Origin of the sequence: Lysinibacillus sp. NPDC097195, assembly GCF_044762075.1 — a bacterium.
Taxonomy (GTDB): domain Bacteria; phylum Bacillota; class Bacilli; order Bacillales_A; family Planococcaceae; genus Lysinibacillus.
The window spans coordinates 49,216-74,131 of the sequence record NZ_JBIWDP010000005.1 but is presented as its reverse complement, the minus strand read 5'-3'; the positions used below and the strand labels follow the sequence as shown (position 1 = coordinate 74,131).

At 36.2% G+C, this 24,916-nt stretch carries 24 protein-coding genes; 18 read left to right on the top strand and 6 right to left on the bottom strand.

Features of this window, described 5'->3' with window-relative positions; all coding sequences use genetic code 11:
• Positions 1-51: 51 nt before the first annotated feature.
• From ACIQXI_RS18610 to ACIQXI_RS18585, 6 genes are all read left to right on the top strand, one after another.
• The gene (locus ACIQXI_RS18610; RefSeq protein WP_402927665.1) at positions 52-1,107 is read left to right on the top strand and encodes a YkvI family membrane protein; all 1,056 of its coding nucleotides are present in this window, start codon (positions 52-54) and stop codon (positions 1,105-1,107) included.
• A 278-nt stretch (positions 1,108-1,385) separates the two neighbouring features.
• Positions 1,386-2,336 (top strand): ABC transporter permease, encoded by a 951-nt coding sequence (locus ACIQXI_RS18605; protein WP_402927664.1) that lies wholly within the window; start codon positions 1,386-1,388, stop codon positions 2,334-2,336.
• The gene (locus tag ACIQXI_RS18600) at positions 2,329-3,282 is read left to right on the top strand and encodes an iron chelate uptake ABC transporter family permease subunit (protein ID WP_402927662.1); all 954 of its coding nucleotides are present in this window, start codon (positions 2,329-2,331) and stop codon (positions 3,280-3,282) included. Before ACIQXI_RS18605 ends, ACIQXI_RS18600 begins: the two co-directional genes overlap by 8 nt.
• Positions 3,279-4,040, top strand: coding sequence for an iron ABC transporter ATP-binding protein (locus tag ACIQXI_RS18595; RefSeq protein WP_402927660.1), 762 nt, complete (start codon positions 3,279-3,281; stop codon positions 4,038-4,040). The genes ACIQXI_RS18600 and ACIQXI_RS18595 overlap by 4 nt, the downstream gene beginning before the upstream one ends.
• A 60-nt stretch (positions 4,041-4,100) precedes the next feature.
• Positions 4,101-5,108, top strand: a complete 1,008-nt coding sequence (locus ACIQXI_RS18590) for a siderophore ABC transporter substrate-binding protein (RefSeq protein ID WP_402927659.1) — start codon at positions 4,101-4,103, stop codon at positions 5,106-5,108.
• 1 nt (position 5,109) lies between these two features.
• Positions 5,110-5,424 carry an antibiotic biosynthesis monooxygenase family protein gene (locus tag ACIQXI_RS18585; RefSeq protein WP_402927657.1) on the top strand — a complete coding sequence of 105 codons (315 nt, stop codon included), beginning with the start codon at positions 5,110-5,112 and terminating at the stop codon, positions 5,422-5,424.
• A gap of 229 nt (positions 5,425-5,653) precedes the next feature.
• On the opposite strand, the gene ACIQXI_RS18580 is transcribed toward ACIQXI_RS18585, so the two are convergent.
• Positions 5,654-6,307 carry a hypothetical protein gene (locus tag ACIQXI_RS18580; RefSeq protein ID WP_402927655.1) on the bottom strand — a complete coding sequence of 218 codons (654 nt, stop codon included), beginning with the start codon at positions 6,305-6,307 and terminating at the stop codon, positions 5,654-5,656.
• 365 nt (positions 6,308-6,672) lie between these two features.
• Between ACIQXI_RS18580 and ACIQXI_RS18575 the strand changes: the two genes are divergently transcribed.
• The 7 genes from ACIQXI_RS18575 to zupT all read left to right on the top strand — a co-directional run bounded on the left by ACIQXI_RS18575 (position 6,673) and on the right by zupT (position 13,847).
• Positions 6,673-7,575, top strand: a complete 903-nt coding sequence (locus ACIQXI_RS18575; protein WP_402927653.1) for a polyprenyl synthetase family protein — start codon at positions 6,673-6,675, stop codon at positions 7,573-7,575.
• A gap of 11 nt (positions 7,576-7,586) precedes the next feature.
• The gene (gene comX / locus ACIQXI_RS18570) at positions 7,587-7,745 is read left to right on the top strand and encodes a competence pheromone ComX (protein ID WP_402927651.1); all 159 of its coding nucleotides are present in this window, start codon (positions 7,587-7,589) and stop codon (positions 7,743-7,745) included.
• 23 nt (positions 7,746-7,768) lie between these two features.
• A complete protein-coding gene (locus tag ACIQXI_RS18565) occupies positions 7,769-10,036 on the top strand; it encodes a sensor histidine kinase (RefSeq protein ID WP_402927853.1) in 2,268 nt (755 codons plus the stop codon).
• A complete protein-coding gene (locus tag ACIQXI_RS18560) occupies positions 10,020-10,634 on the top strand; it encodes a response regulator (RefSeq protein WP_402927852.1) in 615 nt (204 codons plus the stop codon). The genes ACIQXI_RS18565 and ACIQXI_RS18560 overlap by 17 nt, the downstream gene beginning before the upstream one ends.
• Before the next feature lie 419 nt (positions 10,635-11,053).
• A complete protein-coding gene (locus tag ACIQXI_RS18555) occupies positions 11,054-11,953 on the top strand; it encodes a hypothetical protein (RefSeq protein ID WP_402927650.1) in 900 nt (299 codons plus the stop codon).
• A gap of 261 nt (positions 11,954-12,214) precedes the next feature.
• Complete coding sequence (locus ACIQXI_RS18550; protein ID WP_402927648.1) at positions 12,215-12,826, top strand: phosphatase PAP2 family protein; 612 nt, start codon at positions 12,215-12,217, stop codon at positions 12,824-12,826.
• Between the two features lie 211 nt (positions 12,827-13,037).
• The gene (gene zupT / locus ACIQXI_RS18545) at positions 13,038-13,847 is read left to right on the top strand and encodes a zinc transporter ZupT (RefSeq protein WP_402927647.1); all 810 of its coding nucleotides are present in this window, start codon (positions 13,038-13,040) and stop codon (positions 13,845-13,847) included.
• Positions 13,848-13,904: 57 nt separating this feature from the next.
• On the opposite strand, the gene ACIQXI_RS18540 is transcribed toward zupT, so the two are convergent.
• Genes ACIQXI_RS18540 through thrC form a run of 3 tightly spaced genes read right to left on the bottom strand, consistent with a single transcriptional unit; the run spans position 13,905 to position 16,563 of the window.
• Positions 13,905-14,570, bottom strand: coding sequence for a 2-hydroxy-3-keto-5-methylthiopentenyl-1-phosphate phosphatase (locus tag ACIQXI_RS18540; protein ID WP_402927646.1), 666 nt, complete (start codon positions 14,568-14,570; stop codon positions 13,905-13,907).
• Between the two features lie 50 nt (positions 14,571-14,620).
• Positions 14,621-15,514 (bottom strand): homoserine kinase, encoded by an 894-nt coding sequence (thrB, locus tag ACIQXI_RS18535; protein ID WP_402927644.1) that lies wholly within the window; start codon positions 15,512-15,514, stop codon positions 14,621-14,623.
• Positions 15,511-16,563: a threonine synthase gene (gene thrC / locus ACIQXI_RS18530; RefSeq protein ID WP_402927643.1), complete on the bottom strand. Its 1,053-nt coding sequence runs from the start codon at positions 16,561-16,563 to the stop codon at positions 15,511-15,513. The genes thrB and thrC overlap by 4 nt, the downstream gene beginning before the upstream one ends.
• A 203-nt stretch (positions 16,564-16,766) precedes the next feature.
• Between thrC and ACIQXI_RS18525 the strand changes: the two genes are divergently transcribed.
• Complete coding sequence (locus ACIQXI_RS18525; RefSeq protein WP_402927641.1) at positions 16,767-17,981, top strand: MFS transporter; 1,215 nt, start codon at positions 16,767-16,769, stop codon at positions 17,979-17,981.
• Between the two features lie 470 nt (positions 17,982-18,451).
• Positions 18,452-19,318, top strand: a complete 867-nt coding sequence (locus tag ACIQXI_RS18520; RefSeq protein ID WP_402927639.1) for a MurR/RpiR family transcriptional regulator — start codon at positions 18,452-18,454, stop codon at positions 19,316-19,318.
• Positions 19,319-19,439: 121 nt separating this feature from the next.
• Here the strand turns inward: ACIQXI_RS18520 and ACIQXI_RS18515 are convergent, their stop codons facing one another.
• Positions 19,440-20,243: a GNAT family N-acetyltransferase gene (locus ACIQXI_RS18515; RefSeq protein ID WP_402927638.1), complete on the bottom strand. Its 804-nt coding sequence runs from the start codon at positions 20,241-20,243 to the stop codon at positions 19,440-19,442.
• Positions 20,244-20,572: 329 nt separating this feature from the next.
• Here ACIQXI_RS18515 and ACIQXI_RS18510 point away from each other — a divergent pair, with 329 nt between their 5' ends.
• Positions 20,573-21,499 carry a manganese-dependent inorganic pyrophosphatase gene (locus tag ACIQXI_RS18510; RefSeq protein WP_402927636.1) on the top strand — a complete coding sequence of 309 codons (927 nt, stop codon included), beginning with the start codon at positions 20,573-20,575 and terminating at the stop codon, positions 21,497-21,499.
• 328 nt (positions 21,500-21,827) lie between these two features.
• Here the strand turns inward: ACIQXI_RS18510 and ACIQXI_RS18505 are convergent, their stop codons facing one another.
• Positions 21,828-23,207 carry an FAD-dependent oxidoreductase gene (locus ACIQXI_RS18505; RefSeq protein ID WP_402927635.1) on the bottom strand — a complete coding sequence of 460 codons (1,380 nt, stop codon included), beginning with the start codon at positions 23,205-23,207 and terminating at the stop codon, positions 21,828-21,830.
• Between the two features lie 125 nt (positions 23,208-23,332).
• On the opposite strand from ACIQXI_RS18505, the gene ACIQXI_RS18500 reads away from it, so the two are divergent.
• Both ACIQXI_RS18500 and ACIQXI_RS18495 read left to right on the top strand, forming a co-directional pair.
• Positions 23,333-24,040 carry a DsbA family oxidoreductase gene (locus ACIQXI_RS18500; protein WP_402927633.1) on the top strand — a complete coding sequence of 236 codons (708 nt, stop codon included), beginning with the start codon at positions 23,333-23,335 and terminating at the stop codon, positions 24,038-24,040.
• Positions 24,041-24,274: 234 nt separating this feature from the next.
• Complete coding sequence (locus tag ACIQXI_RS18495) at positions 24,275-24,901, top strand: FMN-dependent NADH-azoreductase (protein WP_402927631.1); 627 nt, start codon at positions 24,275-24,277, stop codon at positions 24,899-24,901.
• Positions 24,902-24,916: the final 15 nt, after the last annotated feature.

Genomic DNA, 24,916 nt, shown 5'->3' with positions numbered 1-24,916 from the left:
TTGTTACTCTATGGGCACTTGTACGGGATAAAGAGTCGAGGAGAGAAGTGATTGAAAAAGAGCTTGCAAATCGGCGGTGCATACGTAGGCATTATCGTCGGTGCAGGGTTTGCATCAGGGCAAGAAATCATTCAGTATTTCACGAGTTATGGCAATAAGGGGCTATTAGGTGCTCTTTTAGCGACACTATGGTTTGCCTTTGTGGGCATGTGTACGGCACAAATTAGTTCGCGGTTGCGGACAACATCTCATAAAGATTTGATTTATCAAATTTCGGGTAAAACTATCGGCTTTATAATGGACTTTGTACTTTCCATTTTTTTGTTTGGTGTGTCTGTCATTATGTTTGCTGGCGCTGGCGCTACCTTTCAGCAAATGTTTGGACTACCAGTCTGGCTAGGTAGCATTTGTATGATTATCCTCACGATGATGACAGTGATGATGAATGTCAAAAGCATTATAAATATTATTGCCATTGCCACGCCTTATTTGTTAGCGGTTGTTACGATTATTGCAGTTTATTCAATAGCGACGATGGATTTATCATTTGCAGAACAAACCGTAATAGCAGAACAACAATTACAAACATCCTCTAAAAGCTGGTGGGTAACGGCTTTGCTCTATATGTCGTTTAATATTGGTGTTTGTTTCTCGCTCCTTACAGTGATGTGTGGCGCTATTCGGAATGAACGTATTGCTGGTATGGGAGGAATTATCGGGGGACTTTTGCTAGGTGCCCTAATTTTACTTATTCATTTTTCACTACTTGCTAAAATGAACGTTATAGTTGGATTGGATATACCAATGCTTGCATTAGCAAATGAAATTCATCCAATTGTAGGTTTATTCATGTCATTTTCGCTATTAGGAATGATATATAACACTGCAGTTGGAATGTTTTATTCGTTTACAGTGCGATTTTTCAAACCAACTAAACCAAGTTTTAAGGTTGCCGTCCTTGCTATGGGCATTTTAGGCTTTTTCGCTAGCTTAGTAGGCTTTACAACACTTGTATCGAAATTATATGCCGTTATGGGTTACTTAGGGTTTATTTTAGTAGCATCGATCATTTTCGCATGGCTACGAGGGATTAGACGAATAGCTTAATTAAAAAGGTGATTGAGAAGAACATGCGCTTCATTCTCAATTACCTTTTTAGTTTCGACGAAAAATAGAGCGTTGTTTGCGATTGGAAAATAGCTCGTTTTTCTAATATTTTTGTAGAAAAATCGTAGTTTTCAAGTATTTCCATATAAAGCGAGAACAATTCTCAATAGTAGGTTGACTGACAAAGCAAAGGAGCTTATAATGAGAATCGTGAGTAATGATAATCATTTTCATCCGATAATAAATTACAAACAAAAATGAATCTACCGGGGATTACAATGAAAATAAGATATCTTTTAACAGCAACTGTCGTGTTGTCTATTGTGTCGCTATTCATTGGGGTTGTAAATATTAAACCAAGTGACTTATTAGACTTCCAATCAGAAGAAACGAGACTATTTTTAATTAGTCGTGTACCAAGACTTGTAGCAATTTTGCTAGCAGGTGCAGGTATGAGTATTGCTGGTTTAATTATGCAAAGCTTAAGTAGGAATAAGTTCGTGTCACCAACTACAGCAGGAACTTTAGATGCTACGAAATTAGGTGTACTAATTTCAATGATGTTTTTTTCAAATGTCACGTACTTTCAAAAAATTTCCTTCGCTTTCATATTTGCTTTAGCCGGCACATTATTGTTTATGCAAATATTAAATCGAATAAAGTTTAAAGATGCGATATTTATACCGCTTATTGGCTTAATGTTTGGTAATATTCTTTCGTCCATTACGACATTTTTTGCGTATAAGGCGGATATTATCCAAAACATTAGTGCATGGTTACAAGGAGATTTTTCTTTAATAATGAAAGGTCGTTATGAGCTTTTATACATAAGTGTACCTATTTTAATTTTAGCTTACATTTATGCAAATCGTTTCACAGTGGCTGGAATGGGTGAAGACTTTGCCAAAAATCTTGGCCTTTCCTACAAATTCGTCGTGAACTTAGGGTTAGTGTTAGTTGCACTAGTTTCCACAACGGTGGTATTAACTGTAGGTGTAATTCCATTCCTTGGTTTGATTATTCCAAATATTATTTCGCTGTTCAAAGGAGATAATCTTGCAAAGACATTACCGCACACAGCATTACTCGGTATGTCATTCCTATTATTATGTGATATTTTAGGACGCGTCTTGATTTTCCCTTATGAAATTCCGATTAGTATGACGGTCGGCGTCATCGGAAGTGCCATCTTCCTATTTATGTTGTTTAGGGGGAGAGCATATGCGTAACCGTACCAAAATGTTGATATTAATAGGACTAGCAGTTGTCGCCATGTTACTGTATGTCTTTTATGCACTGAATGGGAATTATAGCTATGCATTCCCTCGTCGCCTCATTAAAGTAGTGGCGATGGCTTTAACGGGAATTGCTATTGCATACTCAACAGTGGTATTCCAGACGATTACACATAATCGTATTTTAACACCAAGTGTGATGGGGCTTGATGCTTTATACATGATGGTCCAAACAGTTATTTATTACTTCTTTGGTTCCATGTCAATATTCGTTATTAACGTGCACTACAACTTTTTGCTAGCGGTTTCAGCAATGGTAATTTTTGCACTGATTTTCTATCGCGTATTGTTCAAAGAAGGGAAACGTCCAATATACTTCCTGCTACTTGTCGGTATGATTGTCGGGACGTTTTTAGGAAGTGTCACAACATTCTTCCAAGTATTAATTGATCCGAATGAGTTTTTAAGTTTACAAAGTAAAATGTTTGCAAGCTTTAATAATGTCAATTCAGATTTAGTATGGTTAGCTGGTCTTGTTATTTTAGGTACGTTTATTTACGGCTGGCGTCATATGAATCAACTAGATGTCATGTCTCTTGGTCGCGATACGGCCATCAATCTTGGAGTTCCTTATGATAAGCTTGTACAACGCATGCTTATTGTATCTTCAATATTAATTGCCGTTTCTACAGCGCTTGTTGGGCCAATTACATTCTTTGGTTTAATCGTAGCGAATTTATCGTATCAGTTTTTCAAGACGTACAAGCACTCTGTCCTAATTGCAGGTTCTTGTGTAATGAGTATTGTTGCTTTAGTCGGTGGTCAGTGGATGGTCGAGCGTATTTTCAAATTCGATACAACACTTAGCGTTATTATAAACTTTGTAGGTGGTGTGTACTTCATCTACCTATTATTGAAGGAAAGTAGGTCAGCAGGATGATCCAAGTAAAAGAAATTTCTAAGTTTTTTGGGAAAAAGCCGGTCATTCAAAATGTTAGTGTAGACGTTGCACCAGGAAAAATCACGTCTTTTATCGGACCGAATGGTGCAGGTAAATCAACATTGCTTTCAATGGTAAGCCGTTTACTTAATGCAGACACTGGGGAAGTACTACTCGATAAATCAGATGTACGTCGATGGAAATCAGATGATTTTGCAAAGCGCGTATCGATTTTAAAACAGTCAAATTATATGAATGTACGCCTCACAATTCGTGAACTCGTTTCATTTGGCCGATTCCCTTATTCAAAGGGAAATTTAAAACAAGAGGACGAGCAAAAAGTTGATGAGGCAATTGAATATATGAATTTAGCTGATATGCAGCATAATTATTTAGATGAATTATCAGGTGGTCAGCGTCAACGAGCATTTATTGCAATGGTCATCGCGCAGGACACAGACTATATTCTACTAGATGAGCCACTGAACAATTTAGACATGAAGCATTCCGTGCAAATCATGAAAATTTTGCGTAAGTTAGTGGATGAGCTAGGAAAAACAGTTGTTATTGTATTACATGATATTAACTTTGCATCTGTCTATTCAGATCACATTGTCGCTTTAAAAGATGGACGTGTTGTAAAAGATGGTCCTACGCATGACATTATTAACTCGGATGCACTAAAGGAAATCTATGATATGGATATCCCTGTGCAAGAGCAAAATGGTTGTCGTATTTGTGTGTATTTTAACTCATAGTAACAATAGATAGTCATCACTATCTAAAAATATAAAACCAACAATAAAGGAGATTTCACAATGAAGAATTGGAAATTACTTACTGTGTTAATGGCAATGATGCTTTTAGTATTAGCTGCTTGTAGTTCTAAAGAAGATTCAAAAGAAGACGATAAAGGTTCAACAGATAATAAGCCTGCTGAAGAACAAAATGAAGCGGCTTCTGCATACCCAATTACAATTCCAGGTAGTACAACTGATGAAAATACATTTGAAGAAGTAACACTGAAAGAACAACCAAAAAATGTTGTAGTATTTGACTATGGTTTCCTAGATACTTTAGATGCTTTAGGCGTTGAAGTTGCAGGTGTTCCACAACAATCAGTACCTAAATATTTAAGCAAATATACTGATACTACTTACGTAAATATCGGTTCTTTAAAAGAGCCTGATTTTGAAGCAATCTCTTCGATGAACCCAGATATTATTTTCATTTCAGGTCGTCAAGCATCTGCTTACGCTGAATTATCTAAAATTGCCCCAACTGTCTTTGTTGGTGTAGATAACGCTAATTTTATGGAATCATTTAAAACAAACACTGAATTAGCTGGTAAAATTTTTGGTAAAGAAAAAGAAGCTGCTGATGCATTCGCTGCTTACGAAGCAAAAGTAGAAGAAATCAAAGCAAAAACTACTGCTTCTGAAGACAAAGCTTTAATCGTTTTAGGAAATGAAGGTTCATTATCTGCATATGGTCCTGGTTCACGTTTTGGTGTTATTCATGACGTATTTGGTGTAAAACCTGCTGATGAAAAAATCGAAGTTTCTACACATGGTGCAAATGCTTCGTTTGAATATGTTCGTGAAACAAACCCAGATATTTTATTCGTAGTTGACCGTGACGCTGCTGTTAACCCAGAAGGTGAGTCAGGTACAAAAGCTGCTATTGAAAATGAAATCGTTAGCGCAACGAATGCTGCTAAAAACGGGAAAATTTTCTACCTTGATCCAGGATATTGGTACTTATCAGGTGGCGGTTTACAATCAGAAACTGAAAAAGCTGATGAAATTTTAAAGGCGTTTAACTAATATGTTTGTACAAATTAAACGTATCGTCGTAACAGAAGGTAATGGAGATAAAGTCGTTGAGCGTTTTGGAGCTAAAAAGGATGGTCCATCCTTACTTGAACAGCAACCAGGTTTTATCGATAAGCAAGTGCTTGTCAAAAAAGTACGCCGCGGAGATGAAGAAGTGTTAATTATGGTTCGTTGGGAATCAGAAGAAGCATGGAAAAATTGGGAGAAGAGCCCTGAGCATATTGCTGGTCATAGAGCAAAAGCAGGTAAGCCTAAACCAGAATATATTATCGAAAGCGGACAAGATGTTTATTATGTAAAAGCTTAATACATGCTAGAGGTGTCTCAAAGATAGTTGAGGCATCTCTTTTTTGTTGCCTAAAAAAGAGATTATCCTTCGGGTGAGGAATATGGATGGATGCAAAGGGATGGTGGGCAAGGGTTGTTACGGTCAATTGTGCCACACCTCGCCAGCGTCTTTATTGCAGGGTGATGTTGAGGTTAACAATAATAGCTCTTGAAAAAGGCTTTGCGAAAGGGGTATTTAAAACAACTGTCTAATGTTTAATGGATGTTTTGTTCCAACTGTTGAAAACGGAAGAAATATTAAATGAAATCCCGTTATCATTTATAGAAAATCCTGAAATATTGCTTGGACAGTAATAATAGGCTTTATTACGTTCTGACACTTTATCTAGAACTTTTAAAGATGAAATAGTATCTGTCATATTAAAATTGCTTTGAAGATTTTCAGCGCTAGTCATACTAATAGTACTGCTGCTATAGCTTGTGCTACTAGTTCCTTGCTTTTGTGTGCCTCGTGCATAAATTATATTGTAGTTTTGCGATTGATATAAGATTGGTGTGTTAATATTCAAGCCAGAAGTAAAAGGGCTCACTAAAGACAATAATGTTAGGTCTTCCTCCATGACCTTTTTTATGTCAAATTGCGCCATATACTTGTCTAGCTTTTGCTGAAAACGCTCTGCAAAACCAGGCATATTAGAAATAGAGTTAGAATAGGAAGATTGCTGGTTATACTCGGCTAACGCTTCTTGGTAAGCTCGTTGTTCAGCTGAAATAATTAATTGTTCAATAGCTTGCTGGTCATTCGTAGGCTTTTTAATAATAATTTCCTCTGTTGAGACAGAGATTGTGCAGGAAAATGTTTCTGTAAGTATTAAAACGCTATCATTTACTTTATTAGCCACGTTAATCACCCCTAATGTTAGAGAATTTTATCCAATCATAAGACTTACATTGCAAAGTAAGTCCCTTATAATACAAATGAATTTTACTTATCTTTAGCGTAACATCCTTCAGGACGCCATTTCAATGGTCAGTTAACGCCAAAAAATGGCGGTCACACTGTAAAACCGCCATAATATTTGTAATTATTTAACAAAAAATGGCGTGCCATCTATAAAATCCGCCATTTTTTGGCGTTATTTATTCTTTTATCGTTAACAGTAAGTACAAAAGAATAAGAAATAAGCAATATACTTGTAAATAATATAATTTTTTACCATTATTGTATATAATATAGTACGATATAGTTAACGGGGGTGGAGGACTATTGAAGGATATAGATGAACGTATTAATGAGGCGCTGGATATACTAATTGAAGATGAATCAATGCTAGTTGATGAATTAAAGACGATGCTTAAAAGTTTTAAAGCAGAAAAAGCAGTAATGGGGTATGCGTTTGGAAAACTATGTTTTTGGCATTATGAAGCATTTGTAGATAATTTAAATGAGGATATATATAAAGTTGCAGCAGCTATTGAACTTCTAATTTTGTCCTATGATATTATTGATGATTTGCAAGATAAGGATTCAGACTATATTTGGAGTGAAACGCCCGAACTCTCTTTAAATGTAGCTTTAGCCATGCTTATTATGTCATCTAGAGCGATACATGACAGTTCTTTTGAACATAAACATTTAGCCGTGCAATTGTTAGAAGACTATGCATTTAGAAGCATTAACGGTCAGCAGCTAGATGTCCTCAATATTTGCCGCGATGAGCAATCTTATTTACAAATGATCGACCGAAAGTCAGGTTCTTTAACAGCAATGAGTTGCCTTATTGGAGAGGCACTTGCAAAAGGTAAAGTAAGTGAAGAAATAGAGGAGTATGGAAAATACATAGGTATTATCCAACAAATAAAAAATGATATTCAAAGTTTAAAAACTTGGGGACCTAAAAATGATTTATTAAATAAAAAATACTCATTGCCAATTATTTACTTAATGGCGCAAAAAAATAGTATATCAAATTCTGTGATAAACTATTATAATAAAGATATAGTTACATTTTTGGATAAAAATGTTATTAAGGATGAGTTGACTAATGGTGGTGCAATTCGCTATGCCATCACTATTAAGAATCTTCATAAGCTTAAGGCATTGAAAATTCTTGAAAATGTTGCTATAAACAAGGTAGGAAAAGAATACCTAATAAAACTAATGAAATGAGGAGAGATTTTATGATTAATGTAATTCAGTATCTAGAAGAAAACCCAGCACTAGTAGCACTGATGAAAGAACAAAAAGTAGCATTAATTGGTGTTTCAGCAATTGAACAACAGGCAATACTTGACTCATTCGATGAAGTAGTATGTTCAAGAGACCCTATTTGGAACTAAATTTTAATTATAGAAAAAGCTTTATGCTTGCTATAAGTGTTTACATACTGCTAGGTTTTTACCTGCTATATGTACCTTATAGCAAGCCTTATTTGGGTATAGAGTTGCTCAAAGAAAATGGCAACTGGGTTATCGAAAATTCACATGAGCAGTTAGTGGATGGTCAAAAAATATCAGCAGGAGATATTGTATTAAAGATAGATAATGTTCAAATAGAGGATGTTTCTTATATAAAGAATGATGGTACCATTAGGGCGGCAAATAAATTAACGATTTTAAAACCTGATGGAAAGATAATTAATATTAAACCAAGCAGTTTAGATTTTACAGAGCGTTTTTATTATATATTGTTAATACCTGCTTGTTACTATTTTCTAACATTAATAGTCGTGTTATTTTTACATTATAAACAAGAAAACACATCGCTTTTACGATTGCTCATTTTATTTATGCTAACAGTTTCGCTGGCGTACGTTAGTATTGGTGCATCTGGAAGTCTTGATATCATAGGTATTATGGCTAATCGGGGAAGTATGTTGCTATGTGTAGTGTTACTTTTACATTTTTTAAGAAACTATTTTACTTTTTTAAAAGCGAACTGGTTATTGTCTAACAATATTAAATTATTTTATTTACTACCTGTTGTTGCAATTGTACTTAGCTATATTGGTATTGTTGATGATGATTTACACAATTTACTATCTTATGTCGTGTTAGCTACTTTTTTAATTTTGCTTAGTCTAATACTATGCATGCTACTGATAAGCTACTTTAAATATAAATCACCGCAGTTAAAAGTCTTGTTGAATAGCGTAATGATTCCTTTTCTTCCATTCCTGTTTCTCTATGCACTTCCAAATATTTTATTTCATCATCCTATACTTTCCGCTGAAATCAGTGCTTTATTTTTATTATTGATTCCTTTTAGCTTTATCTTTACTCAGCTAGCGGAACGATTATTTGATATTGAATATCATATTTCAAGACTGCGTTACTACGTCATATTTTCGTTGATTTTTACTGTATGGCTTACAATTGGTTTGTATTGGATTACTGGTAATTTGATAACAATGACGAAACTATCGGCTATTTCACTTTTTACTTTTTTATCGTTAGTTATTCTTTTCTACATAAAAGAGAAGGTTGATTATCGCAAACGGAAAATTTTGTTTTCTACAAAAGGGGATTATATACACCGGTTATATACTGCTGTAGATCGTATTGGAAAAACGATTAAATTAGATGAGCTACTAGAAAAGTTTGCTCAGGAAGTTGCCTTACACCTTGAGCTTGAGCATGTATTTGTATTGACTTATGACTATGACACAAATCAATTTACTTCAAAGGTTGAGGAAAAAAGTCCGTTCAATCCAATAGTTATGGAAGATTTAAAATTGGGCCAAATACGGAAAATCGACAAAGTCTATCTAGCTTTCCTCCATCAAGATGCTCATTACAAAAGAGCTTTAGTTTTGGGGCATAACAATTCAATTCATTTAAAAGATGAAGAGCTATTATGGCTCGAATTGCTCCTGTTATATGTAAATAATTTTATTGAAAATACAAAAATGGTCGAAGAACTGTTAGAGGAACTAAAGCATATGAAGCAAGCAGATGAAGGTCAGTTACCTTGGCTAAATAAGCTACTATGGCTAAGGTTTGAAGAGGAAAAGTATCAATTAGCTCAAGAATTACATGATACGAATTTACAGGAGCAGCTCCATATTGCTCGCGAAGTAGATGTCTTAATAAATGCAAAAGATACTACAGATGTTCAACTGAAACTTGTAAAGATACATAAACAAATGGTGGCATCTTTACATGATTTAAGAGCTTATTGTGAAAATTTAAAGCCCCCATTATTAGACACATTAGGGCTAAATGCGGCTTTAGAAAAACTTATAAGAAAAGTAGCTGAAAGAGCTAATTTTATATTAATTTATACAATAGATCGCTTGTATCTTGAGGATGAACGCATGAATTTAATGATCTATCGTCTATTTCAAGAAATACTTAATAATGCGCTGAAACATTCTTTTGCAACAAGTGTGGAAATTCATCTTAAGGAAAAAGACGATGGCTTTGAAATCATTTATCAGGATAATGGCATCGGGTGTAATGTCAATGATATTATTGTCGCGGAATCAATGGGAATTCGAGGGATGCAAGAACGTGTAAAAGCCTTTGATGGTCAATTTTACATCGACTCTCAGGTAAATAAAGGGATGTCTATTAGAATTATAGTAAAAGAAGGAAGTGAAACACTTGATAACGATGCTCATAGTGGATGATCATCCTATTGTGTTAGAAGGAACAAAGAATTTATTTGAAGAAAATGAAGATATTTTAGTAGATACAGAAAGTGATGCCACTTCGGTCATACCAAAAATTAAGAATAAGCCATATGACATTTATTTAATTGATATCAACATGCCGTTAGAAAATGGCATTCATTTAGCGAGAAATATTAAAGCTATCCAAATGGATGCGTCTATTATTCTTTATACAGGGGACGACATAACAGATTATTATCCGCTTATTTTAGAAAGAAAAATAGAGGGGATATTAGCGAAAACAGCATCGAAAGAACAAATCATTCGTACAGTGCGTGCTATTGCAAATGGAGAAATTGTTATGCCGAAAAATTTCTTGGATTTTCTAGATAATCGTTTTAAATTACAGGAAGCAAAGCTTGATATTCATTTAAATGAGAAAGAAAAGAAAATTTTAAGATTAATTGCTAAAGGACATACCAACAAAGCGATAGCTATCGAGTTAAATATTCCTCAACGAACAACTGAAAGATATTTAACACAGCTGTTTTCCTTGCTCAATGTAGACTCACGTACTGAAGCAGTGAACCTTGCTGAACGAATGAATTTACTCTAGTAATACTATATGTTATGATAATATCTATTGTTATTTTATTGAATAAAAGGGTAGTTATTAGGTGATATAGAGACACAAAGCTTTTACTTAGTTTTAAATTCTTTGCTGCTAAGACTAAATAACTAGAAGATTAATCGGACACCGCCAGTTTTTTGGCGGTGTTTTTTGTATGACCGCCAAATCGCGCCAAAAAAATGCTGAATCCCGCCAAAAAACTGGCGTAAAGCCGACATTGAAATGGTGGTATAACTACTGGTACGCTTAATTTAACGTGGTTAATTGAACTTCTATAAGTGAGTAATAATGGAAGAGAAGATATATCGTTATAAAACTAACTATTTATTATATAGCAGTGCATACAGAGATTAGCTAGCCAGCATACTCACGATAAAAACTTTAATAAAGGTAGGCGTATTATTTTGAAAGTAGAACTTGAAAATATAATCTCTATAGATGAATCTAGTCAAGATCAAGTCATTAAAGTTTATAATCGCTACGGTATTTTTGTAAGTGCCCCCGTGGTCAGAAAAAGAAATTTGAAGACTGCTTTTAATCCTATTTTTACTTTAAATGAAGATGTGACGTATGAGCAGGTGACAGCATTATATAAATCATTGGAACATGAATTGGGCATTGTCTCTATTGGGGAACGTTTCTACTTCGACTTTTCTGATAGCGAGTATGAAGAAACACCCTTATTTACGTTAAACTCTACGGGCAACTCACCTGAAATGTTTTTAGATGATAGAGGTACTTTATTTTCTATAAGTACATATTGTAAGCAGTGCGGACTTATGGAAAAAGAGCAATTATCTCCTATAGTGATTGATACGTCACAAATGAAAGATCGTTATTTAGTCCATGTGAGTGGATATTGGGTAGCTTCTGAAGAATTGGTAGCCTTAATGAAACAAGCTAATATGAAAGGTTATGAACTATTAGAAGTTATTCATAGTGGATCACCTGAAGGCAAACAACGTGCATATCAAATCATACCGACCAAGATGTTGCCGGGAGGTAGCGCTGAAAGAATTAAATTGTATTTTGCTACGGAGCAGCCGCCTTGTAAATGTGGATTAAGTGGGGTAATTAATGGACCTGATATTTATGATGCCAAGGATATTATGGAATTAAACGGAGATGTATTCTATTCTTCTGAGTGGAGTCATGATGGCCGATATCTTTACAGAAAAACGATATTTAGTAGAAAGTTCAGAGAGTTGATTATTAATAATCGTATTTCTCGAGAAGTGAGAGGGGAAAAGGATCGGAATTTTGGACCGAAGGATTGGCTGTTTGATCCTGTATTATTAAAATAGTCTGAACGTTAAAACGATAAAAGGTAAGGAAGTGTTGCTGTTTGTTTAGAAAAATACTACCTATCATTGCTATTTTATTTATTGTTGCATTAGCACTTTCAAATTACTTTAATAAACCGAATGAAGAATCAATTATCTTTGCGAATATAATTAAGTATATTTTCATGTTATAAATCAGATGTTGTATATGTCCCTCAATTTCACGTAATTATGGTATGATGTGAGAAAACATTTCGTGAAAGTGCTTTGAGGTGAAATTTTTTGAAAAAATGGTCCTATCCATTAGCAATTTTAACGCTAGTTGCTTTTTTAGTGTTGCGGTTCACATACCAAAGCGAAGCGATTTTACGTTTCGATTCAAAAATTGCAGATATATTGTTTGGTAATCCGTTTGTAGAAGCTTTTCATTATATTGGGGAGCCTAAGTTCGTAGTGTGGGTTGCTATACTATTAATTGTGTATTTAGCTTGGATAGCAAAAAATTACCGGGGTATGATATTGGTAGTGTTAACATTTGCCGTTGGAAATGTGTTAAATCAAACATTGAAAACTTGGGCACAACGACCTCGGCCTGAAATAGAACAACAATTAACATCGTTCAGTTTTCCATCAGGACATGCTATGTCCGGTATCCTCTATTTATTTACCGTGGCCTATTTGTTATCTGAAAATAACACAAAAAGACGTCAACTACAGCTTTGGCTAGGGGCAATTGTATTGACGATCCTAATCGGATTATCACGTGTAGCAGGAGCTCGTCATTTTGCTTCCGATGTGCTAGCGGGGTGGTGTATCGGTTACACATGGTTTATCATTTGTGTTATTTGGTATGAGCGACGTAAGCGTGCATTTAAAAAAAGCAGTATTAAATAACAACACAAAAAAGAGCCGTACGATAAAAGGTACGGCTCTTTTTTATGTGCCCGTTTTTTAGTGCCAGGCACTCGAGCAATTCTGAATTTTTTTTGAATAGCCAAGGGATTGTAATTTTGCTTTAAATATTTTCCTAGCAAAAAAGAATTGCTTCTAGGAAACTTTTGAGCTAAGATGAGTACAATAAAAAAAAGAGAAAAGGAAGAAGGAATTGGAAGGATCAATTTTATTTGCTTTAGGGTTAACTCTTTTTGCAGGGCTTGCAACAGGAGTAGGTAGTTTAATTGCATTTTTCACTTCACGAACGAATACGAAATTTTTATCAATAGCACTCGGTTTTTCAGCAGGGGTCATGATTTATGTATCCCTTGTAGAAATTTTTGTAAAAGCAAAAGATGCTTTAACGAATGCTTTAGGTACAACGAACGGCTATTGGCTTACCATTGCAGGTTTCTTTGGCGGCATGTTATTTATTGCCTTGATTGATAAGTTTATTCCGAAATCGACTAATCCTCATGAGGTTAAGCTTGTTGAAGATGTCAATGCCATAAAACCACAAATAGATGAAAATCACTTAATGAAAATGGGTGTTTTCACAGCTCTTGCAATAGGGATTCATAACTTCCCAGAAGGTATAGCGACGTTTATGTCTGCAATCAATGATCCGAGTGTTGGCATTGCAATTGCTATCGCTGTAGCCATTCATAATATTCCAGAGGGTATTGCTGTATCCGTACCTATTTATTTTGCTACAGGCAATCGTAGAAAAGCCTTTAAACTTTCTTTTTTATCAGGGTTAGCAGAACCTGTAGGTGCATTAGTTGCGTATTTACTGTTAATGCCCTTTTTAACAGACGTTATGTTCGGTGTGGTGTTTGCTGGCGTCGCAGGAATTATGGTGTTTATATCATTAGATGAGCTATTGCCAGCTGCACAGAGGTATGATGAAACTCATTTATCAATGTATGGCTTAGTTGCTGGTATGGCAGTGATGGCGATTAGTTTAGTATTATTAGCGTAAGTACGTAACTTACGAACAAAAGGAATCTAGTCAATGATATCGGCTAGATTCCTTTTCTTATGCTTCGACTAATTTTTTCACTGTTTCCAAACAGTCATAAAAGGTGTTGAAGGGCTGATAAGATATATGTAAATCTTTACAGCGATCAATTAGTTGCTCCCTTGCTAATACTAAATCTGCTTGTTTCGCAGCTTCAAAATCAGAAATAGAATCACCAATTACAATTTTGAAATGGTCGTCTTGCGCTACTTTACGCATAACGGTTGGCTTACAGCAACCACAACTTTGTATTGTGAAATTAGCACATTGTTCATCGCAATGATTTGGATAAACAACGGTAATTTGCTCTCCAGTAAAGTCCGCACTATTGCAAAACACCCCTGAAAACGGACCGAATTTTTCAAGCATTGGTTGAATGAAAAAATCGACTCCGCCACTGACGATATAAAATGGAATATTGTGCTCTTGTGCATAACGGACAAAATCACTAAAACCTTCACGAATAACCGCAGTTTCTAATAAATATTGAATGATGTCCTCTTTTTGGGTTGTTGATAAAAGTTCAAACATAGCGGTAATGCCGTCTTTAAAGCTTATTGTTTGAGCCATCATGGCCTTTGCGATCTTCTCCGATTGTTCAGGAACGAAATGCGTCATAAGAGAGACAATATTATCTGTTTCGGTAATAGTGCCATCAAAATCGCAAAATATAATAGGTTTCACCGTACTTCCTCCTTCAAGAAAAAACGCCTACATGAAAGTAGACGTTCGATTTATTTGACTAGTACACCATGCTCATCTGCTTGTGTTAAGATGATTTGATGTGCTGGGAATTGGGCTTGCATTGTTGACACAAAAACATCAGCAATAGCCGTTGGAATAATAGAAATGAGCGTAGGACCTGCTCCGCTTAAAGCTGTACCGTACGCACCATGTGCTTTTGCTGCTTCCCTTATTTCCGCATATTGGGGAATCAACTTTGAGCGGAAAGGTTCATGGAACAAATCTGCTTCCATATAGTGTCCTGCACGTTCAAAATCGCGTACCATTAAAGAAGCGGCCAACATATTTGCATTGGCAGAAGCACGAACGGCATATGCTCGATCTAATTGTTGCGGTAAAACGGAGCGAGATTCACTTGTTTTTAGCTCCACGTCCGGTACATAGACAACAAAAGAAGCATGAATATCATTTACATGGAAGGTATCTACTACCCCGTTTTCATCCATTGAAGAAATCGTCAAGCCACCTAGTACCGATGCTGTAGCATTATCAGGATGCCCTTCAATTTGCGAAGATAAATTGAGTTTATCTTGTACACTTAATTGTAAATCGCATAATTGATTGGCTAGCTCAATACCTGCCACAATAACGGCTGCACTGCTTCCTAAGCCGCGTGCTAGTGGAAGTTCACTTGCCATTTCCACACGGCAAGCTGGCAATGCTTTGTTATACTGATCAGCAATTTGCTTAGTGATAACGTACAGCAAGTGTTGTTCCAGCTCAAATTCACTAGGACCGTTGTCATCGAGATGGATGATCTCCCAACTATCCTGTAGGGATACATCTAATTTCAAATAAAGAGACAAGCCAAGTCCAATAGAATCAAAGCCAGGACCTAAATTGGCTGTGCTCCCAGGAACGGTGATTTGCCACTTTTTACTCATAGTACGCCCTCGATATATTTACGAATTTCTTCTTCATCATTTTTTAGTGCCACAACATCTACTGTGGAAACGTTCATGGCAGTGTCAGGATCTTTTAAACCGTTACCAGTAAATATCGTTACGACTTTTGAGCCTTTAGCAATTTTACCGTTTTTAACGGATTTAATCACACCTGCTAATGAAGCCGCTGAACCAGGCTCAACAAAGATACCTTCAGTGCCTGCAATTAGCTTGTAAGCTGCTAAAATCTCTTCATCTGTTACAGAGTCTATGATACCACCAGACTCATCTCGCGCTGCCTCAGCAAATTGCCAGCTAGCAGGGTTACCGATGCGGATAGCTGTGGCAACTGTTTCTGGATTCGCGATTGGTTCACCTTTAACAATGGCTGCAGCTCCTTCTGCTTCAAAGCCGTACATTTTTGGTAAACCTGATGCTTTGACATCGTTATATTCTTTAAAACCTTTCCAGTAAGCAGTGATGTTACCTGCGTTACCAACAGGAATACATAAATAGTCTGGAGCAGCACCTAAGGCGTCTACAATTTCAAATGAAGCTGTTTTTTGCCCTTCGATACGGTAAGGGTTAACCGAATTGACAAGTGCTACTGGTGTTGTTTCACTGACTTGACGCACGATATTTAACGCATCATCAAAATTACCATCGATTTCAATAATTTTTGCACCGTACATTGTAGCTTGCGCTAATTTTCCAAGGGCTACTTTCCCTTTAGGAATTACGACAATCGATTGAATACCTGCGCGAGTAGCATAAGCTGCCGCAGCTGCAGAAGTGTTACCTGTTGAGGCACAAATAACGCATTTGCTACCGTCTTCAATAGCTTTTGCTACAGCAAAAACCATACCGCGATCTTTAAAAGAACCAGTTGGATTTGCACCTTCTATTTTGCCATAAAGCTCGATACCAAGTTGTTTAGATAGATTTACTAAATGTATAAGAGGCGTATTGCCTTCGTTTAAAGTAAGTGCGGGTGTATTTTCAGTTACGGGTAAAAATTGTTTATATTCTTCAATTAAGCCTTTCCACATAACGTAACGATCTCCTTTTGTTCTCATAGAAAGAACAGTTGTTTTTGTATAAGAGACATTTTAACGAAAATGCCATCTATTTTCAATAGCAATTATTAAATTGACTAAACAATTCGGTCATTTGAATTTTACTTGTCACTTTCTCGAAACAACTGTATAGTAAACTCGTAATGTAAAGTCATGTGTAAAGACAGGTGGTTAAAATGACAACTATAAAAACAAATCAATCTATTTCGCGCAATAAGCTTTTAGGTGTTGCAGGTGTTGGCTGGCTCTTTGATGCAATGGACGTCGGTATATTATCATTTGTTATTACAGCGCTAGCGGCAGATTGGGATTTAACGAAGAGTCAGATGGGCTGGATAGGCAGTATCAATTCTATTGGTATGGCTGTTGGAGCACTAGCCTTTGGTATTTTTGCTGATAAAGTCGGGCGAAAACAAGTTTTTATGTGGACATTGATTTTATTTTCTGTAGCAAGTGGTATTTCGGCATTTACAACAACTTTAATGGCATTTATGTTATTGCGTTTTTTAGTAGGTATGGGGCTCGGTGGAGAGCTACCGGTAGCGTCGACGCTTGTTTCTGAAAGTGTAGAAGCGAAGGAACGTGGAAGGGTAGTAGTATTACTAGAGAGCTTTTGGGCAGCGGGCTGGCTCTTTGCGGCACTTATTTCTTATTTTGTTATACCTACTTGGGGTTGGCGTGTAGCGTTATTGTTAACAGCACTTCCTGCTGTGTACGCTATTTACCTTCGCTGGCATTTGCCAGACTCACCGCAGTTTACCTTAAAGGTGGAAGCTAAAAAACGTAGTATCTTTGATAACATCCGGGATGTGTGGTCGAAAAAATATGCACGCTCAACACTTATGTTATGGGTGCTTTGGTTCACAGTAGTATTCTCATATTACGGTATGTTCTTATGGTTACCGAGCGTAATGGTCGGAAAAGGTTTTGATATGATTACTAGCTTTAAGTATGTTTTAATTATGACATTAGCACAGCTTCCAGGATATTTTACCGCGGCATGGTTTATTGAAAAATTCGGGCGGAAATTTGTACTTGTTTCCTATTTAATTGGAACCGCTGTAAGTGCTTTCATTTTTGGTAATGCCGAAACGATGGCAGTGCTATTAACATCGGGAATGTTTTTATCTTTCTTTAATCTAGGTGCATGGGGAGCACTATATGCTTATACACCAGAACAGTACCCAGCCATCATTCGTGGCACAGGTGCAGGCATGGCAGCAGCAGTTGGACGTATTGGGGGTATATTTGGCCCTCTATTAGTTGGGTCCTTGTTAACTGCAGGCTATGATATTGGATTTATCTTTGCTATTTTCTGTGGCGCAATAATTATTGGTGTGATTGGCGTCATCTTTTTAGGCACAGAGACAAAACAATTGGAATTAGAATAGAAAAAGAGCCGGGGAATCACAAAATAAGCGGCACTTACGTTTTAGTAGAAAAAGCAATAGTGGTCAAAACCGAAAGTGTTAGATTGGGCGTAATCAATCTAACACTTTTTTACTGTGTTAATTTGAGAGGAGCTTAATTGTTGTTCTTTAATTCTTCTTTAAAAAATACATAAAAACGACTTTTTGGTGTTTTTTATACAAAAATTTCTGAAATATGTTAAAATTTCAAATTAAACAATATTGATTATGAATCTACGAACTTAATAAAGATAAATTAGATTTTGAAAATATTTTTCTTTAATGTCATTTTATTACGAACTAGTGTATTAGCGTATTAATGCATTGAAGATTTTTCTGAAAAGTCATTGTATTCAAATTGTAATCATGATACTGTATTTTTAATCGAATTTAGAGTCAGTAGAGAATAATCTCCATTCGTGATAATTTCTTTGAAAGAAAGGTTGTTAGGAATGAGTATAAATGAAAATATAAAGAAGAAATTTGTAAGATTGTCAAAAGGACAACGTAAAGTAGCACAATTTGTTATGAGTAACCCAACAGTTGTCATTGCCAATGGAGCGGCAGAAGTAGGGAGGCAGGCAAATGTTAGTGAATCTACTGTTATTCGTTTTTGCTATGCGATGGATATGTCCGGCTATGTCGAGCTACAAGAAGAAATTAGAAGTTATCTAAACTCACAAGATGAAGAAGTTCCCCTTAAACCTACATTTACAACGAGCAAGCAGCGGACTTCGAGCTTTGGTAAGGTCATGCAACGTGATATGCAAAACATTCAAGATACAATCCATCTTATTAACGATAATATGCTTCGAAAAAGTGCTAAATGGATGCATGAAGCGGATACCATTTATATTTTAGGCGCACGACAAGCGACCTCTTTTGCCAATTGGTTATCGTACACGTTGAAAACATTAAGAACAAATGTAAAGCAACTTCGTACAGATTCCGAAGATCTTGTACAACAAATAAATAGTATGGGTGAACGGACTACGTTGATTGTCTTTTCGTGTGATAAACATACCAACGATGTAAAAGCGATTGTTGAAATAGCTAAAATGAAAAAGGTGAAAATTATAGCTATAACAGGTTCAGCTTTATCACCAATTAGAGATTACGCAAGTGCAGTATTTGCCCTAGGTATGAAAAATCAATCCTCTTTAGATGTTGTCCCAGTGCTATTTTCTTTTATGCATGCATTAATTGAGGAAATGATCAGCCAAGATAAAGAACGATATAACCAATACCAACAATCATATGAACAAGTGGAAAGTAATTTATTGTTCTTGGATATTGCAAGAGAGAAGCAAGTATTTTAATGGAATGTGGCGTTAAGCTTGAGAGTTGCTAATATGTACGTTTTGGAGCGAGCGTGGCCAGCGTTTTCGAAAAATTAAAAAAAGATGTCCAAAAAGGTATTAGACATCCTTGAAAAATGATTTACAAAATTTTATACAAGCTATATTCAGCTATAAAAGTATCATTTAATTTAATGGCATTAACGCGCGTTCCTTCATGTTGAAAACCATGTTTTTTAAATAATTGTAACGCAGCATCATTATGCTCCATTACTGATAATTCTAAGCGTGAAATACCTCGTTGGCTAGCCCATTCTTCCGCTGCCTTCATAAGTGCTGAACCGATACCTTTTCGTTGGTGTTCTTCCTTAACGGCCATGTGGATTGATGCAACATGTTTAGCTTTGGAATGCTTATAACCATGGATAACAGCATATCCAGCAAAATTGCCATTTAAAATGCAAAGCAAAATGGTACGGTTTTTTAATTGCTTCCAAACTGTAAGATTTTTTCTAAGCTGCTGTACAGTTAGATCTAACTCATTTTCTACATTATACAAAAAGTCAGTTTGCTGAAGGATTTCTTCTTGTAAAAGAATAAATGCTCTAGCATCTGATGCTTCAATCGCTCGGATTATGTACGCAGAAGTATTTTCGTTATTTTCAGAAATATTGTTTGCCGGTATTTTCTCTTGTGTGCGAGAGAAAGTAACGCTTGTACCTAATTTGACATCAATGACATAATATCCTGCATTTGTCCAAGATAAAAAATGCGTAAGCGGGGGCTTTGTTTTTTTCCACCAGCTCTTATTTAAATATGCAGCATTGGGTAAAGCTTGTCCCATAATGTTTTCTAATGCACTAAAGGATAAAGTAATCTCGTTTTGCGAAGCCACGTCAAAATAGCTTGCTAAAGGAATATACTTTTTTTCCATCTTCTTTGTCATCATAATCCCCATTCCTGTAATTCCTAAAAATTTTGACTACATGATAATAGCATAAAATTATCGTTTCTTGTATAAAAATCACAACTATATATCTATCTAAAATAAGGAAATTTATGATTAGTATAATAAAATATAATAATGTATGGTAAAAAATAGATAAAATTATAAATGTAGTAAAATTCTTTTATTTTCGTATGGCGTTGTGGCATTGCACAAAATGATAGTTGCAGAAGTACCGCAAAATGAAAGTTTTACTTTATCGCATGTTTTTTCATAAATTATGATAAAATAAATGAAAATGTAGAAGCCATTTAGGAGGAAAAGTATTAATGAGTAAAGTTTTAGTTTTTGGACATAAAAATCCAGATACAGATACAATTACATCTGCAATTGTATATGCATATTTAAAACAACAAATAGGAGTAGATTCTGAAGCGGTACGTCTAGGTGAAGTAAATAACGAAACAAAATATGCTTTAGAGAAATTTGGTTTTGAAGCACCACGTTTCATTTCTTCTGTAGTAGGGGAAGCGGACAAAGTGATTCTTGTAGACCACAATGAATTCCAACAATCAGCTGATGGAATTGAAGAAGTGCAAGTAACAGAGGTAATTGACCACCATCGTATTGCAAACTTCCAAACAGCAGACCCATTATACTATCGTGCGGAGCCAGTAGGTTGTACGGCAACGATTTTAAATAAAATTTTTAAAGAAAATAATGTTGAAGTACCTTCAAATATTGCAGGTTTAATGTTATCTGCCATTATTTCCGATACATTATTATTTAAATCACCAACATGTACAGAACAGGATGTAAAAGCTGCAACTGAATTAGCGGAAATTGCAGGTGTTGACAGTGCTGAATACGGTTTAGCAATGCTAAAAGCTGGCGCTGATCTATCAGATAAATCATTAGAAGATTTGTTATCATTAGATGCTAAAGAGTTCCAGTTTGGTGAATATAAATCAGTAGTTGCACAAGTAAATGCTGTGGACATTAATGACGTACTTGGCCGCCAAGAAGAACTAGAAATTCTGTTAAATAAACATGTTGCAGAAAATGGTTTAGATTTATTCTTCTTCGTTGTCACAGATATTTTAAACAATGATTCAACAGCAGTTGCTATTGGACAAGTTGCGGAAGCTGCGGCAAAAGCATTTGGTGCTGAGCTGACAAACAACCGTGTCGTATTACCAGGTGTCGTTTCTCGTAAAAAACAAATCGTACCAGTGTTAACGGACGCATTGAAATAAAATAAGATATTGCCCAATCTTAAGAATGAGGATGGGACATAACTTATGTAAGGAAAGTAAAAATAGAGTACTAGTTGATGGTAGCGAAGGTGGCGACTCCTGCGGGAAAGCACAAAACGTAAGACGCAACAGGCGGCGCGACAGCGACGGTTGCGACTTACGGTGTGCCCGCGGAAAGCGCCCACCGTAGCGGACATCAACGGCAATGCAAAAAAGTGTTAGATTGATTTTCAGTCAATCTAACACTTTTTCTCTTTTGTCACAGCCTTCTGCAGTCTGAAATAGCATGCTGTTTTTGTTTAAAAGTAGTTTTGGGCTATAATCCTTTTTAATCAAGCTTTAATGGTTGAACTGCTGGTCCTTCTACTACTTCTCCCTGTGCATTAAAACGCGAGCCATGACATGGGCAATCCCACGTTTCATCTGCTTCGTTCCATTTTGTTTTACAGCCTAAATGCGTACAAGTTGGCGCATTGCCATTTTTTAGATAGCCAGCGACAAATTCTTTAGCGACAAAGCCACCAACTTTGAGCATTTGCATAAACTGCGCACCGAATTTTGTACGTGCTGGTGAATAGAGCGCACTTGCCTTCGTATCATTCGTAGTCCCTGTAATAAGCGAAGATAGTAAATCTCCCGCTACGAAAGAGTTAGAAATTCCCCATTTACGATATCCTGTTGCTATAAAAACATTTGGTAAGGACTGCGTAATCCTTCCGACATAAGGTACCATGTCAGGTGTTTCAATATCTTGTGCCGACCATCTATAAAGTGGTTCCTGTCCAAAGTGAACTTTTATTTCATTTTGAATGGCATCATAATAGGGCTCGGTATTGGCTGTTTCACCAGCGATATGATTAGCCCCACCAAGTAACAAATAATGCTCGTCATTTATCGTCGTTGTTCGAATAGAGCGGGAAGGGAAGTCAACTGATAAATATTGTCCTTGTAATGTTTCAGTAATTTTACTTGCGACCATATAAGAGCGGTTATTAGAAAGTTTGAATAGTTGTAGCCCTTTAAAGGCTTCGATTGGATAATGTGTGCACAAAATGAGCTTGTTATATTGAACCGATATATTTTTTTCGGTATGTAGGTTATTTTGTGCAATTTGCAGTTGCTGAACACGGGTATTCGCATACAGTTTTGCGCCCATTGATAACGCTTCTTTGATAAGAAAATTGCTAACTGTTACAGGATTTATTTGTGCTTGTTGGGAAATGCTAAGCGCTTTTGTAACAGGGAAAGGAAGCTCCGTGTCAGAGGTTATTTTGGACTTAATATTTAATACTTTATAGGCATTCCACTCTTTTAATAATTGTGAGTAGCCCTCTTTAGTTTGACAATATAGCAAAGAATCCACTTGCCGAATAGACTCTTTAGGTAGCAACTGTAAGGCTTTTTCTACAGCATGCTGATTTAATTGATAATAGAGCCGAGCATCATCTACAGATAGCTTTTCAATAAGATTCGCATAAACTAAACCATGTTGCGCAGTTAATTTTCCTGTTGAATGACCTGTCGTACCGTGGCTAAGCTTGCCATTTGCTTCAAGTAGTACAACATCGACACCTGCTTTTGCTAAAACGTAGGCAGTGTATAGTCCAGTCAAACCTCCTCCTATAATACAAACATCGCATTTAGTAGAAGCCGTTAAAGACGGCAATGAAACAGAGTCGGACGTAGCAAGCCAAAGAGATTGTGTCATACAGAACCCTCACAGTGTTTTTAAGAGTAGTATGGAGTTAGCTTTGAAAATTTATGCAATGAAGCAAAAAAATTGATTCCACAGAGTAGCTGTCGTTACAATGTAGCAAAGGGGCGTGAGTATTTATGAAAATTGAAATTTGGTCGGATTATGTATGTCCATTTTGCTATATTGGCAAAAAACAGTTAGAAAAAGCTATTCAGGACACAGGTTTTGAGGGACAGGTGGAACTTGTTTATAAAAGCTATCAACTCGATCCAACAACACCAGAAGATACGAATGTGTCTATTTATGATTCCCTGGCACAAAAATATAGTATGTCATTAGATAAAGCAAAAGAAATGACACAGGGTGTGACAGCCCGCGCACAAGAAGTAGGTTTGCACTATAACTTCGATCAGATGATGGCGGAAAACACATTAAAAGCGCATCGACTTGTCAAATGGGCAGAACAGCAAGGTGATGCTTCTGCACTTGTTGAAGCATTGCTACACGGTTATTTTATCGATGGCAAGCGCATTGGTCATAATGATGTGTTAGAAACGATTGCTGAACAAGTAGGATTTAAGCGTGAGGATGTCGCAAAGGTTCTTGCTAGTGAAGAATTTAAAGCTGAGGTGGAAGAAGATATACAAGAAGGGCTTCAGCTCGGAGTCCGCGGTGTTCCGTTCTTTGTGCTAAATCGTAAATATGGGATTTCAGGCGCACAACCACAAGAAGTGTTTGAAGATACTTTACGTAAAGTAGCACAGGAAGAAGGATTGCAACCAGCTTTAAAAATGGCAGGCACAGGTGATGCCGGCGTTTGTACAGATGATAGCTGTGAATTTTAAAAGGCATTAGGCGGAAGTTAATACCCCGACGGCTGCTACAGATTTTCGGCTAGCTTTTTGGGCATGCTCACATCATTTCGATGCAGTTACGTCAGGGTGTTTTTCTTCTTTCTTCTATCATTCAGTCAAAAGTCTGAGATGAGGGCCGTTGACTTTTTAACGGTCTTTTATTATTATAAGTATATATCTTGAATTCGAGATAATAAACTAAGAAATTTAAGGGAGATTTATATAATGAACGTATTAGTAGTAAAAGCTAACAACCGCCCAGACGGTATTTCAACAAAAATGTATGACACTTTCATGGAAAACGTAGAAGGTGTAAACGTAACAACTTTCGATGTGTATGCTGAAGATATGCCATACTTCGGTCAAGATCTTTTCAACGCATTTGGTAAAGTTCAAAATGGTGAAGAATTATCTGATATCGAATCACGTATTTTAGCTGCAAAACAAAAAGCTATGGATGCATTCACTGCAGCAGATGTAGTGGTATTTGCTTTCCCATTATGGAACTTAACAATTCCAGCTACATTACAAACATTCATTGACTATGTATATCAAGCTGGTTTCACTTTCAAATATGATGAAAACGGTCAATTAGTTGGCTTAATGGGCGATAAAAAAGCTATTATCTTAAATGCTCGTGGTGGATACTACTCAGCACCAGAAGCACAACCTTTAGAAATGTCAGTAAACTACATTAAAAACGTAGTAGGCGGCGTATTCGGTATGGAAGTTATCGAAGAAGTGATCATTGAAGGTCATAACGCTACTCCAGACAAAGCAGAAGAAATTATTGCTAACGGCCTAGAAGCGGTTAAAAAAGTAGCGAAATCTCTACAAGTAGTAACGGCTTAAGTAACTATTTTTTAT